This is a genomic window from Rhizobium sp. C1 (genome assembly GCF_021026335.1).
Classification (GTDB): domain Bacteria; phylum Pseudomonadota; class Alphaproteobacteria; order Rhizobiales; family Rhizobiaceae; genus Ensifer_A.
This window is the reverse complement of record NZ_JAJNCY010000001.1, coordinates 701,313-714,766: the sequence shown is the minus strand read 5'-3', so window position 1 is coordinate 714,766 and position 13,454 is coordinate 701,313. Positions and strand designations below refer to the sequence as shown.

The 13,454-nt window shown below is 61.4% G+C and carries 12 protein-coding genes; 4 read left to right on the top strand and 8 right to left on the bottom strand.

Features of this window, described 5'->3' with window-relative positions:
• Positions 1-43 precede the first annotated feature (43 nt).
• From gcvT to LQK83_RS03535, 4 genes are all read left to right on the top strand, one after another.
• Entirely contained in the window at positions 44-1,183 is a 1,140-nt protein-coding gene (gene gcvT / locus LQK83_RS03550) for a glycine cleavage system aminomethyltransferase GcvT (RefSeq protein WP_230835889.1), read from the top strand.
• 37 nt (positions 1,184-1,220) lie between these two features.
• Entirely contained in the window at positions 1,221-1,583 is a 363-nt protein-coding gene (gcvH, locus tag LQK83_RS03545; RefSeq protein ID WP_230835888.1) for a glycine cleavage system protein GcvH, read from the top strand.
• Between the two features lie 259 nt (positions 1,584-1,842).
• Entirely contained in the window at positions 1,843-4,707 is a 2,865-nt protein-coding gene (gcvP, locus tag LQK83_RS03540) for an aminomethyl-transferring glycine dehydrogenase (RefSeq protein ID WP_230835887.1), read from the top strand.
• 255 nt (positions 4,708-4,962) lie between these two features.
• Positions 4,963-5,772 carry a YfdX family protein gene (locus LQK83_RS03535; RefSeq protein WP_230835886.1) on the top strand — a complete coding sequence of 270 codons (810 nt, stop codon included), beginning with the start codon at positions 4,963-4,965 and terminating at the stop codon, positions 5,770-5,772.
• 157 nt (positions 5,773-5,929) lie between these two features.
• On the opposite strand, the gene LQK83_RS03530 is transcribed toward LQK83_RS03535, so the two are convergent.
• The 8 genes from LQK83_RS03530 to LQK83_RS03495 form a co-directional block, all read right to left on the bottom strand.
• Positions 5,930-6,337, bottom strand: coding sequence for a response regulator (locus tag LQK83_RS03530; protein WP_230835885.1), 408 nt, complete (start codon positions 6,335-6,337; stop codon positions 5,930-5,932).
• Positions 6,334-8,097: a sensor histidine kinase gene (locus tag LQK83_RS03525; RefSeq protein WP_230835884.1), complete on the bottom strand. Its 1,764-nt coding sequence runs from the start codon at positions 8,095-8,097 to the stop codon at positions 6,334-6,336. Before LQK83_RS03525 ends, LQK83_RS03530 begins: the two co-directional genes overlap by 4 nt.
• A 249-nt stretch (positions 8,098-8,346) precedes the next feature.
• On the bottom strand, positions 8,347-8,727 hold the full coding sequence (gene sufA / locus LQK83_RS03520) for a Fe-S cluster assembly scaffold SufA (protein WP_230835883.1): 381 nt from the start codon (positions 8,725-8,727) through the stop codon (positions 8,347-8,349).
• A gap of 99 nt (positions 8,728-8,826) precedes the next feature.
• Positions 8,827-9,234 carry an SUF system Fe-S cluster assembly protein gene (locus LQK83_RS03515; protein ID WP_230835882.1) on the bottom strand — a complete coding sequence of 136 codons (408 nt, stop codon included), beginning with the start codon at positions 9,232-9,234 and terminating at the stop codon, positions 8,827-8,829.
• 13 nt (positions 9,235-9,247) lie between these two features.
• Positions 9,248-10,495, bottom strand: coding sequence for a cysteine desulfurase (locus tag LQK83_RS03510; protein ID WP_442966707.1), 1,248 nt, complete (start codon positions 10,493-10,495; stop codon positions 9,248-9,250).
• The gene (gene sufD / locus LQK83_RS03505) at positions 10,485-11,759 is read right to left on the bottom strand and encodes a Fe-S cluster assembly protein SufD (protein ID WP_230835881.1); all 1,275 of its coding nucleotides are present in this window, start codon (positions 11,757-11,759) and stop codon (positions 10,485-10,487) included. Before sufD ends, LQK83_RS03510 begins: the two co-directional genes overlap by 11 nt.
• A gap of 10 nt (positions 11,760-11,769) precedes the next feature.
• Positions 11,770-12,525 carry a Fe-S cluster assembly ATPase SufC gene (gene sufC, locus LQK83_RS03500; RefSeq protein WP_109857525.1) on the bottom strand — a complete coding sequence of 252 codons (756 nt, stop codon included), beginning with the start codon at positions 12,523-12,525 and terminating at the stop codon, positions 11,770-11,772.
• 322 nt (positions 12,526-12,847) lie between these two features.
• Positions 12,848-13,189 carry a GIY-YIG nuclease family protein gene (locus LQK83_RS03495; protein WP_230835880.1) on the bottom strand — a complete coding sequence of 114 codons (342 nt, stop codon included), beginning with the start codon at positions 13,187-13,189 and terminating at the stop codon, positions 12,848-12,850.
• Between the last annotated feature and the right edge of the window lie 265 nt (positions 13,190-13,454).

Here is a 13,454-nt window from a genome sequence, read left to right as displayed (position 1 = left end):
CGAATGAGCCGGCGTAATCACGCCCTTGCCCGGAGACCCGCTCTTGAGCGCCGAGACAGATCTGAAAAAGACCCCGCTTCATGCGCTCCATCTGGAGCTCGGCGCCCGCATGGTGCCGTTTGCCGGCCATGACATGCCGGTGCAATATCCCGCCGGCGTACTCAAGGAGCACATCCACACCCGCACCGCCGCCGGTCTCTTCGACGTGTCGCACATGGGCCAGGTTATCGTGAAGGCAAAGTCCGGCGACAATGCCGATGCCGCCAGGGCTCTCGAAACGCTCGTCCCCGTCGATGTCCTCGGCCTCGCACCCGGCCGCCAGCGCTATGCGCTTTTCACCAACGAGACCGGCGGCATTCTCGACGACCTCATGATCGTCAATCGCGGCGACCATTTCTTCGTCGTGGTCAACGCCGCCTGCAAGGACGCCGATTTTGCTCATCTGGAAAAGCATATCGGCGACACCTGCACCGTGACGCCGCTGCCCGAACGCGCGCTGGTCGCGCTGCAGGGCCCGAAGGCGGAAGCCGCGCTTGCCAGCCTCGCGCCCGAAACCGCCGCCATGAAATTCATGGATGTCGCAACCGTCAGCCTCGTCGGCACCGACTGCATCGTCTCCCGCTCGGGCTATTCCGGCGAGGACGGCTACGAAATCTCCGTGCCGAACGACAAAGCGGAAGCGCTCGCCCGTGCGCTCCTCGCCATCGACGGCGTCATGCCGATTGGGCTCGGCGCACGCGACTCGCTCCGCCTCGAAGCCGGTCTTTGCCTCTACGGCAACGATATCGACACGACGACAACGCCGGCGGAAGCCGCGCTGAACTGGGCAATCCAGAAGGTCCGCCGCACCGGTGGCGCGCGCGCCGGCGGCTTTCCCGGCGCGGATGTCGTGCTCAAGGGGCTGGACGAAGGCGTTTCGCGCCTCCGCGTCGGCCTGAAGCCCGAAGGCAAGGCCCCGGTTCGCGGCCATACCGCACTCTTTGCCGATGACGCCGGAACGCAAAAGGTCGGCGAAGTCACCTCCGGCGGTTTCGGCCCGACGGTCGAAGGCCCGGTCGCCATGGGCTATGTCGCCTCCGAATTCGCCGCCACCGGCACAACCATCTACGCGGAAGTGCGCGGCAAATACCTGCCCGTCACGATCTCCGCCCTTCCTTTCATCACACCCGGCTACAAGCGCTGATTTCAGACTCCCAACACTGAGACATAAGGGGAAATCCATGCTCAAATTCACCGAAGAACACGAATGGCTGCTCGTCGAAGGCGATGTTGCCACCGTCGGCATCACTGCCCATGCCTCCGAACAGCTCGGCGATCTCGTGTTCGTCGAACTGCCGGAAGAAGGCGCAACGTTCGCGAAGGGCGCAGCTGCCGCAACGGTCGAGTCCGTCAAGGCCGCATCGGAAGTCTACTGCCCGCTCGACGGCGAGATTGTCGAAGTCAATCAGGCCATCGTCGACGACCCGTCACTCGTCGGCTCGGACCCGGAAGGCGCCGCCTGGTTCTTCAAGCTGAAGCTCGCCAACCCGGCCGATGCGGCCGCGCTGCTGGATAAGGCAGCGTATGAGGCGCTGATCGCTTAAGGCGCTCAAGGGCGCGCTGAGCCAGACCGTCCCCCTCACCCCGCCTCCGCTTCGCTCGGCGGACCTCTCCCCGAAGGGGCGAGGAGAACCGAGAGGCTGCGGCAAACTCCCGCTTCTCCTCATCGGGGAGAAGATGTCCGAAGGACAGATGAGGGGGCGGCCCGCAAGGGCCGAGCAAGCGACAGTCCAAGATGCGAAGACGAGGGACCAGAAAGGCCCCTCAGTACGACACCACTCCCATAAACCGGAACCCACACCGATGACCCGTTACGCCGATTTCACCTTCACGGACTACCAGCCCTATGACTTCGCCAACCGGCGTCATATCGGCCCCTCGCCGGACGAAATGGCCGAGATGCTCAAGGTCATCGGCTATCCGTCGCTCGACGCGCTGATCGACGACACGGTTCCGGCCTCCATCCGCGTCAAGGCGCCGCTCGCCTGGGGTCCGGCACTGACCGAGCGTGAAGCGCTCGACCTGATGCGCGAGACGGCCAACCGAAACCAGCGGCTCACGTCGCTGATCGGCCAGGGCTATCACGGCACGATCACCCCGCCGGTGGTCCAGCGCAACATTCTGGAAAACCCCGCCTGGTACACGGCCTACACCCCCTACCAGCCGGAAATCAGCCAGGGCCGCCTCGAAGCGCTGCTCAACTACCAGACCATGGTCTGCGACCTGACCGGCCTCGACATCTCCAACGCCTCGCTGCTCGATGAGGCCACCGCCGCCGCCGAAGCCATGGCCATGGCGCAGCGCTCGGCCAAGTCCAAGGCCCTGACCTTCTTCGTCGACCAGAACTGCCACCCGCAGACGATTGCGCTCCTGAAAACCCGCGCCGAGCCCTTCGGCTGGTCGATCAAGGTCGGCGATCCGCTCAAGGATCTGATGCCCGGAGTGGTCTTTGGCGCGATCTTCCAGTATCCCGGCACCTACGGCCATGTGCATGACTTCACGCCGCAGATTGAGGCGCTGCATCAGGCGCAGGCGCTCGCCGTCGTCGCAGCCGATCCGCTGGCGCTGGCGCTGCTCAAGTCACCCGGCGAAATGGGTGCGGACATTGCCATCGGCTCGACCCAGCGCTTCGGCGTGCCGATGGGCTTCGGCGGCCCGCATGCGGCTTACATGGCGGCGAAGGATGCGCTGAAGCGCTCCATGCCCGGCCGCATCGTCGGCGTCTCGGTCGATGCGCGCGGCAATCGCGCCTATCGTCTGTCGCTCCAGACCCGCGAACAGCATATCCGCCGCGAAAAGGCGACGTCGAACATCTGCACCGCGCAGGTCCTGCTCGCGGTCATGGCCTCCATGTATGCCGTCTTCCATGGGCCCAAGGGCCTCAAGGCGATTGCGCAGTCGGTGCACCAGAAAACCGTGCGTCTGGCCGAAGGTCTCGAAAAGCTCGGCCTCAAGGTCGAACCGGAAACCTTCTTCGACACGATCACCGTCGATGTCGGCGGTCTGCAGAAGGTCATCCTCAAGGCGGCTGTGGCAGAGGGCGTTAACCTGCGCGCCATCGGCGATACGAAGATCGGCATCACGCTGGATGAGCGCACCCGCCCCTGGGCGCTGGAAGCCGTCTGGCGCGCCTTTGGCGGCGACATGACCGTGGACGAGGCCAAGACGCCGGAATGGCGCCTGCCGGAGAAGAACATGCGCAAGACCGAGTATCTGACGCATCCGATCTTCCACATGAACCGCGCCGAAAGCGAGATGACGCGCTATATCCGCCGCCTCGCCGACCGCGACCTCGCGCTCGACCGTGCCATGATCCCGCTCGGCTCCTGCACGATGAAATTGAATGCGACAGCCGAAATGCTGCCGATCACCTGGCCGGAATTCGCTGAAATCCACCCCTTCGCGCCGGATGACCAGACGGAAGGCTATCGTGCCCTGATCGCCGATCTGGAAGCCAAGCTCTGCCAGATCACCGGCTACGACGCCTTCTCCATGCAGCCGAATTCCGGCGCGCAAGGCGAATATGCGGGCCTCCTGACCATCCGCGCCTATCACAAGGCCTCCGGCGGTGCGCATCGCCACATCTGCCTCATCCCGACCTCGGCGCATGGCACCAACCCCGCCTCGGCCCAGATGGCCGGCATGACGGTCGTTCCGGTCGCGGTTCTGGAGAATGGCGATATCGATATCGCCGACTTCCGCGCCAAGGCCGAAGAGCATTCGGAAAACCTCTCCTGCACCATGATCACCTATCCGTCCACGCATGGCGTGTTCGAGGAGACGGTGCGCGAGATCTGCGAGATCACCCACCAGCACGGCGGTCAGGTCTATCTTGACGGCGCCAACATGAATGCCATGGTCGGCCTCGCCCGCCCCGGCGACATCGGCTCCGACGTCAGCCACCTGAACCTCCACAAGACCTTCGCCATCCCGCATGGCGGCGGCGGTCCCGGCATGGGCCCGATCGGCGTGAAGAGCCACCTGATCCCGTTCCTGCCGACCGACCCACGCTCGGGCGAAGCCGGCGCCGTCTCGGCCGCCCCTTACGCGTCGGGCTCGATCCTGCCGATCTCCTGGAGCTACTGCCTGATGATGGGCGGCGAAGGGCTGACGCAGGCGACGAAGGTCGCGATCCTGAATGCCAACTACATTGCCGCCCGCCTCAAGGGTGCCTATGACGTGCTCTACAAGTCAGCCAAGGGCCGCGTGGCGCATGAATGCATCCTCGACACCCGCCCGCTTGCCGCCAGCGCAGGTGTCACGGTGGACGATGTCGCCAAGCGCCTGATCGACTGCGGCTTCCATGCCCCGACGATGAGCTGGCCGGTTGCCGGGACACTGATGGTCGAGCCGACGGAATCCGAAACCAAGGCCGAGATAGACCGCTTCTGCGATGCCATGCTGTCGATCCGTGCCGAGGCGCAGGCCATCGAAGACGGCACGATGGACAAGCTCAACAACCCGCTGAAGAACGCCCCGCACACGGTCGAAGACCTCGTCGGCGAATGGGACCGGCCCTACAGCCGCGAACAGGGTTGCTTCCCACCCGGCGCCTTCCGTGTCGACAAGTACTGGCCGCCCGTCAACCGTATCGACAATGTCTATGGCGACCGCAACCTCTTCTGCATCTGCCCGCCTGTGGAAGACTACAAGGAAGCGGCCGAGTAAACCGCGCCCGCCAGAACAGGTATCGTCAAATCAAGCCGCCGCGCCGCCGACCCCGCAGCGCGGCGGCTCTCTTTTGTGACAGCCTCATGCACAAATCGGATGCACTCGCGGAAGTCGATTTAGAAAGACTAAAATCTTAACAATGCTTCATGACCCGATTGTAATGCAAATAATCGGACCTCCGGCGTTATTCTGTCCTCGACATCAAGGATAAACCTCGGTGCCGCAGCAGAACAAACAAGACGGAGAAGTATGATGACCATTCACAAAAGTTTGGCAGCGATCCTGATCGCAAGCACTGTTATGAGTGGTGTCGCTTATGCAGCGGATTCGGCAGCCAATACTCAAGCACCTGCAGCTGCAAAGCAGGACACGAAACTCAACAAGGCGATCGACAAGGATGTCGGCAAGCTTTCCAAGGACGGCGCACAGGCGCTGCAGGACATCCAGGCAACGCGCATCGCCATCTTCAACGCTGAGCCGGACCAGGCAAAATCGCTGATCCAGAAGGCCCGGGATGAAATGCAGAAGGCCGCCAAAGACGACAGCGTCTTCATGAAGGCGGTTTCGGAACTGACGCCGGCGAAGAAGGCCGAGCCGGGTGACAAGGCAGAAGCGAACAAGGCAGACGCGACCAAGCCCATAGCCTGGCTGCCGGTCGACTCCCAGATTTCGCTCGGCGAGGATTTCCAGGCCACGCCCGAGAAGATGGCGGCCGTCGCTGACGCCAATCAGAGCCTGAAGAATGCGGATCGCAAGGGAGCCCTCGAAAAGCTCGCCCTCGCCGATGTCGACGTCAAGTTCACCACCGCGGTTCTGCCGCTCGAACAGACGACGAATGACGTGAACAAGGCGGCAGACCTGATCGACCAGGGCAAGTTCTACGAAGCCAACGCGCTGCTGAAGGGGGCGACCGACCACGCCATGCTCAACATCGTCGACATCTACGGCCAGCCCTACAAGGCCAAGGAAACGAAGGCGGCCGACACGAAGACGCCCGACAAGACACACGACAAGGCCGCTGCCAAGGACGAAGCCAAACCCGCAACTTCGACGACCAAGTGACGCCTTTCGGGTAGCCAAAGCAATCAGGCAATATAACGGGCTTGCTGCGGCAGGCTGCGAACGGGGGGCGCTTCAACGCCCCCTTCAACTGGGCATTTCGGAGAAAACGCTTCTCTGAAGTGCCCCTTTTCGCTACGAGACGATCAAACCTCGCCAATCAACCGATCGCAGCGACATCCACCCAGAAGGCGGCGAAGGCGCGGGCGAAACGTCGGTAGAGCTCCATGGTCAGCGGCTTCTCGACATAGGCATTCGCGCCAGCGGCGTAACCATCGGCTATATCGCGGTGGCTGGCCGAGGAAGAGAGCACGATCACCGGCAGGGTCGAAAAACGTTTGTCGGCCCGGATCGCCTTCAGAACATCCATCCCCGCGTCACCGCCGAGGCTGAGGTCCAGCAAGGCGATTTTGCAGGCCCGGCTTTCGAGAAGCTCGACCACCCGGTCTGCGGAGGGACAGTGAAACAGTTCCACCGGTGCATCCACCCCCTCGAACCCCTTCTTCACCAGAGAGAAGTCGATCGGATCGTCCTCGATCACCAGAATGCGCATCGGTTCCACGCTCACGAGGACTGCTCCTTCAGGTTCACATTCTGCGGCAGGCGAACCACGAATCGCGCACCACCGCGATAGGTGGCATCGAGTTCAATAACGCCGCGATGGCTCTCGGCGATCTGCTTGCAGAGCGCCAGCCCGATGCCAAAACCCTCATAAATCTTGTCGTCGCTGTGAAGCCTCTGAAAAGCTGTAAAAATCCGGTCGGCAAATTTCGGGTCGATCCCGATGCCGTTGTCCTCCACCACAAGATTCACCATCGCCCCCTTGTCCGTCGCATAAATCCGTATCCGCGGCGCAACACCCTTGCGCCGATATTTGACCGCGTTGGCGATCAGATTTTGCAACAGATGACGCATCAAATCGGGATCGCCATTGATCGACGGCAATTTTGACAGCAAAAGTTCGGCTTTGGCCTCCTCGATCTGACTTTCCAGATTCTGGATCGCCTGAATGGCGATATCCGCCAGGTTGACACGGCTGAAGGCCGCAATCTTGTAGGCGATCTGCGAATATTCAAGCAGCCGCCTGATCACCCGGTCCATGCGCTGGGCCGAGCTGCGCACCTGTTGCGCATAGACGGTGACATCGGCAAGATTTCCGTTCGCCGCCTCTTCAACGATCATGTCGGCGAACACCGAGATATGACGGAGCGGCGCTTTCAGGTCGTGGGAAACAACGGCCGCGAACTGTTCGAGCGACCTGTTCTTCTTCGCCAGCTCCTCGCTCTGGTGTTTGAGCTCCTGCTGTTGCGAATATTCCAGCGTGATATTGCGCCCGGTTGCGACGATGCCAACGGGCTTGTCGCCATGAAACAGTCCGTGTGCGCTCCAGCGCAACCAGACAAACGAGTTATCGGCCTTGCGCAGACGCTGGTCGAAGGAGACAGGGGGAGCGCCCACCGACAGCTTTTTCAACATGTCCTGCAACGACGTCCCGAACGTATCGGCAAAAAACTCCGGCGAAAGCGCCTGTCCCGTCTCCCAGCCATCCAGACCCAGCGCCTCGGCAAAGGGCGCGTTGATGAATTCCGGCTTGCCGTCGAGACCGATATGAACCACGAAATCCGGCAGGTAGCGCAGGAGCGAGAGGAAATACTCCGCCGTCGCCGCCGGCTTGATCTCGTTGCCGGTCGGCTCGTCGATCCTCTCGTAATAGGTCACGATGAAGTCATTTTCGCAGACATGGGATGTGATCTTCACCCAAAGCCCGTTTGCCAGGCGTTCGATGGTGGCTGCACCGGAAATAAAAGGCCGGCTGAGCCAGCGTTTGGACGCGAAATCCTCCAATGAAATCGCCATCCCGGTAAACTTGGCGCCAAACAGTCCGGCTTTCAGCCCCGCATACACCGTTTCGATCCGGTTCACGCCCGGCACCATCGTAACTCCATGCGAATGATAGAGATCGGCGATGGATTTGTTGGCGACAAGCAGTCTATCCCCAGCATCCCAGACCGTCAGCCCGAAGGGCAGGCTGTCGAGCGCCCGCTGTATATATGAAGGCGCCTCCTCCAGCGCGGCTTCGCGCAGCGGCCAGGCTTCAAGACGCGCGCAATAGCCGATGACGAGATTGCGGGCGAGAAGCGGCTGCACCACCACATTCAACGGATTGGCAATACCGGCGAGCGAAACCGTAAGCCGCGCACAGGCGAGGCTGCAGAGTGCGTGCGACGATATTCCGGGAACCTCAGAGCCGTGCAACTGGTCTTCGCAGAGGCCGAAGCGCGACCTGAATGCCGCGTTGTCGCAGGCATAGCGCCCGTCCAATGTCACGACAAAGGCAGGTTCCGCGATAACCGCAGCGAGGGCATGCCGAATGGCAGAATGGGATAACACGCGTTCAGGGCCTCACCATGCCGGAAGCATCGCGATCTTTCCGTGCCGACAAACCGGCACGACCGACGCGGCAACCGACTCTTACCCCGCTTTGCAGACTTCGGGTAGCGCAAGAAACGTCCAACCCTGAAGATTGTCAATGGAGCGCTTCAATAAGCTGAAACAAATGAAACGCCGGATGGCGGCTCAGGCGCGCGCTTCGAGACCGGCAAGCTTGGCAAGGTCCGCCGGCTTCAACTCGACCGATTCGCCGCAGCCGCAGGCCGACGTCTGATTGGGGTTATTGAAGACGAAGCCTGAGCGCAGCTTGGTGGTCTCAAAATCCATCTGTGTGCCGAGGAGATAGAGCACGGCGGCCGGATCGATCCAGACCTTCGCGCCATCGCGCTCGATGAAATCGTCCTTCGCATTCGGCTCGGAGACGAGGTCAACGGCATATTCCATGCCGGCGCAGCCGCCCTTGCGGATCGACACGCGAAGGCCCTGCGCTTCGGCACCACTGTTTTCGACGATTTCCCTGACCCTACCGGCCGCAGCCTCAGTCAGCGTCATGACCTGAAAAGCCATCTGTCTCTCCTTCCGCAACGGGTTCAAGGCCCGCGCTTCGTGAATCAAAATGTAATCCCGCGCGGTTAAGCCTTCAAGTTGGGCCGCGAAAGATAAAACTCAGTACCAGCCGAGCGCGACCTGCGCCTCTTCCGACATGCGGGCCGGCGACCACGGCGGCTCGAACACCATCTTGACCTCGACGCCGGATACGCCCTCGACCGCACCCACGGCATTCTCGACCCAGCCCGGCATCTCGCCAGCCACGGGGCAGCCGGGCGCCGTCAGCGTCATGTCGATCTTGACCATGCGGTCATCCTCGACATCGATCTTGTAGATCAGCCCGAGCTCGAAAATGTCCGCCGGAATTTCCGGATCATAGACCGTCTTCAGCGCGGAGATGATATCGTCCGACAGACGCGCCAGCTCATCGGCCGGAATGGACGATTGCACAATGCCCTCGCGGACACCGGCCTGGGCCTCGTCCTGAACGGCTTCGCTTGCGCTCTCTGCTTCGTTTACACTCATGGCCATCTCACTTTCAGGCAAAGAACTTGCGCGCCTGTTCCAGCGCCTCGGCCAGTTTGTCGACCTCGGCGCGCGTATTGTACATGGCGAAAGACGCCCTGCATGTGGACGTCACGCCGAAGCGTTTCAAGAGCGGCTGGGCGCAATGCGTGCCCGCCCGAACCGCGACGCCCTGCCGATCGATCACCATCGATACGTCATGGGCATGAATGCCTTCAAGTTCGAAGGAAAAAATGCCGCCCTTGCCCGGCGCATTGCCGAACACTTTGAGCGAATTCACCGCCCGGAGACGTTCCGTCGCATAGGCCGTCAGATCCGCCTCATGCGCCGCAATCGCCGCACGGCCGACCTTTTCCATATAGTCGAGCGCATAGCCGAGCCCGATCGCCTGAACGATCGGCGGTGTGCCGGCCTCGAAGCGATGCGGCGGATCGTTATATGTCACAGCCTCTTCGCTGACGTCGACGATCATCTCGCCGCCACCCATGAAGGGCCGCATCTCTCTCATCCGATCCATCTTGCCGTAAAGCACGCCGATGCCCGACGGACCATAGAGCTTATGGCCGGTCATGACATACCAGTCGCAATCGATGTCGCGGACATCGACGGGCATGTGCACGGCGCCCTGCGATCCGTCGACAAGAACCGGAATGCCCCGTTCATGCGCAATGCGGCAGACTTCCTTGACCGGAACGATCGTGCCGAGCGCATTCGACATATGCGTGATGGCAACGAGCTTCGTCTTTTCCGTCAGCGACTTCTCGAACGCCTCGATATGAAACGCGCCGTCATCATCGACCGGAACCCAGACCAGCTTCGCGCCCTGCCGCTCGCGGATGAAATGCCACGGGACGATGTTGGAGTGATGCTCCATGATCGTCACGACGATCTCGTCGCCCTCGCCGATATGCGGCATGCCCCAGCCATAGGCGACCGTGTTGATCGCCTCCGTCGAGGACTTGGTGAAGACGATTTCGTCCACCGAGCCTGCATTCAGGAAACGACGCACCTTCTCGCGCGACGCTTCGTAGGCTTCCGTCGCGGCATTGGACAGGAAATGCAGGCCGCGATGCACGTTGGCGTACTCGTTGGAATAGGCATGCGAGACCGCATCGATGACGGCCTGCGGCTTCTGGGCCGAAGCGCCGTTGTCGAGATAGACGAGCGGCTTGCCGTAGACTTCACGCGACAGGATCGGGAAGTCCCGGCGAATAGCCTCGACGTCGTATGCGGTCGCGGATGCGTCCATGTCAGTTACCATGCCTTTCGAGCCAGCCTTCGATGACATCTTCCAGCGCTTCGACCAGCGGTTCGTCATCGAGTTCCTCGACCACTTCCGCAACGAAAGCCTGCACCAGAAGCGCCCGCGCCTTCTTTTCCGGAATGCCGCGCGCCATCAGATAGTAAAGATGGTTGCGGTCGATATCGGCGACCGTCGCGCCATGGGCGCACTGCACGTCGTCGGCAAAGATTTCCAGCTCCGGCTTGGTCGAAAAATCGGCCTCTTCGGAGAGGAGCAGCGTGTTGCAGGCCATGCGCGCATCTGTCTTCTGCGCGTCGGGTGCCACCCGGATCTGGCCCTGGAAGACACCGCTTGCCTTGTCGAACACGACATTGCGCACGATTTCGGTCGAGGTCGTGTCCGGCACATCATGACCGAGCGTCATGGTCACATCGGTATGGCTTTCACCGCCGAGCAGGTTGACGACCCGGAAGGTGAAGTCCGAGCCCTCGCCCACCGTCACGCCATGCACTTCCTGGCGGACCAGCTTGCCACCGGCATTGACGATGAAGAGGCGGAGCTTGGCATCCTTTTCGAGCCGGAAATTCATCTGGCCGAGATGGGTATCCGAAACGCCCTGCTCCTGCACGATGACCCAGGTGACATCCGCGCCGGCCTTCAGCGTCAGGTCGGACACGCTGGACACGAGTGCCTGTGCCGCGCCATTGCCCTGCTGACGCTCGACGATGCGGGCGGAGGCCCCGGCGCCAACCGACACGACGAAGCGCCCATGCGACTGCCCGCCCGAATGCAGAACCTGCAATTCGATCGGCTCGGCCAGCGCCGCACCATCGGCCACCGCAATTTCGAGCCCGTCGCGCAGAAAGCCGCCATTGATACGGCCGACCGCATCATCGTCACCGCGTGGCGACATCAGGAATGCGCCCGTACCGTCTTCCAGCATGGCCGCAATACCACGAACGGAAACACCCTCGGCCTTGGCCTTGCGCACGACCTTGCCGTTCTCCAGCGCCAAAACCGCGCTGCCGGCAATCAAGGGCTCAAGGGCTTTCACATCACCATTGGCATGATCCGGCACCTGACGCAGCAGATTGCGCAGGTCCGTATAATGCCAGGCCTCGACGCGGCGCGTCGGCAGGCCACGGGTCTTGATGTCGGTTATCAGGCGGTCGCGGGCCACCAGCACATCGCCATTGCCCGGCAGGTCGCCGACCTGTTCGGTGTAAGCTATGAGAAGCGCATTTTCCGCTTCCGTCAGCTTGATCTGGGGTTGAGCACTCATCGCTTCGTCCTCAAGCCGCCGCTTCGATCACGTCGGCATAGCCGTTGGCTTCGAGTTCGAGCGCCAGAGACTTGTCGCCCGACTTGATGATCTGCCCCTTGTAGAGAACGTGAACCGTATCCGGCACGATGTGTTCCAGCAGACGCTGGTAGTGCGTAATGACGATGACGGCGCGATCCGGCGACCGCAGAGCATTGACGCCATCGGACACGATCTTCAGCGCGTCGATGTCGAGGCCGGAGTCCGTTTCATCGAGCACGCAAAGCTTCGGCTCCAGGAGAGCCATCTGCAGGATTTCGGCGCGCTTCTTCTCGCCACCGGAGAAGCCGACATTGAGCGGCCGGCGCAGCATTTCCGGCGCGATCTTGAGATGCGCGGCCGCATCCTTGACGCGCTTCATGAAGTCCGGCGTCGTCAGTTCGGCTTCGCCGCGCTGCTTGCGCTGCTCATTCAGTGCCACCTTGAGGAACTGCATCGTGGCAACGCCCGGAATTTCGACCGGATACTGGAAGGCCAGGAAAATGCCCTTCGCGGCACGCTCTGCCGGATCAAGCTCCAGAATGCTCTCGCCATTATAGAGAATGTCGCCCTCGGTGACTTCATAGTCCTCGCGGCCCGACAAGATGTAGGACAGCGTCGACTTGCCCGACCCGTTCGGCCCCATGATGGCCGCCACTTCACCGGCCTTCACCGTGAGGTTCAAACCACGAATGATCTCGGTGCCATCCTCGGCGATCCGCGCATGAAGGTTTCTGATCTCAAGCATCGTTTTCTTCCTGTTCATCGGGCGGATCAAAAGCCGCCTGTTTGATATTCCTGTCGCCGGACTAGGTCTGGCATGTTCTTCTTTTGGCGAGGGCGCAACCTCGACCTCCGTCATCCTCGGGCCTCAACGTCGTTATCCTCGGGCCTGTCCCGAGGATCTGCTACGCTCGCCAAAGCAGCTCCGTAAACGGACCCTGCCGCGCCGCCCGCTTCACCCGCAGCTCGCTCGCTGCACCGTCTCATTCTCGTCTTCGTCAGTAGATCCTCGTGACAAGCCCGAGGATGACGTTGAGGGTTTGAATGCCGCTCCAGGTGATCCAACCTTAGTTATAATCATCCCACATCCGCGTATTCGGATGCGGCCTATAGACATTCTCAATCTCGTCAATCCTCTCGAAAAGGTCCAACCAAGTTGGATTGAAATCTTCGATCAGCTTTATCTTCCACTCCCGCACATACCGTTTCAGCGCCTTCTCCCGCCGGATCGCCAAAACGATATTCGGATGGCTTTCGAACCAGACCAGATATTTGGCCTGATACTTCGCCGTAAAACCCTTATTCACTCCATTCCGGTGTTCCCAACTGCGCCCATGAAGGTCGCTAGTAACACCGGTGTAGATCACACCCCGCGGCTTGTCCGACATCATGTAGACGAAGCCGGTCATGCGATGCGCTGCTCCCTCTCCGTCATCCTCGGGCCTGTCCCGAGGATCTGCTACGCCCGCCAAGCCCGCTCGGTGAATGGACCACGCGAGGGAGTCGCTTCACCTGCAGCATTCCATCTGTACCGTCTCAATCTCGTTTTCATCAGTAGGTCCTCGGGACAAGCCCGAGGATGACGACGTTCTTGCCTCACATCCGAACCAACATTCCACATACCCTCTTCAACCCGGTCGCTTCTCGTCCAATTTCCCCTTCTCTTCTGACGTC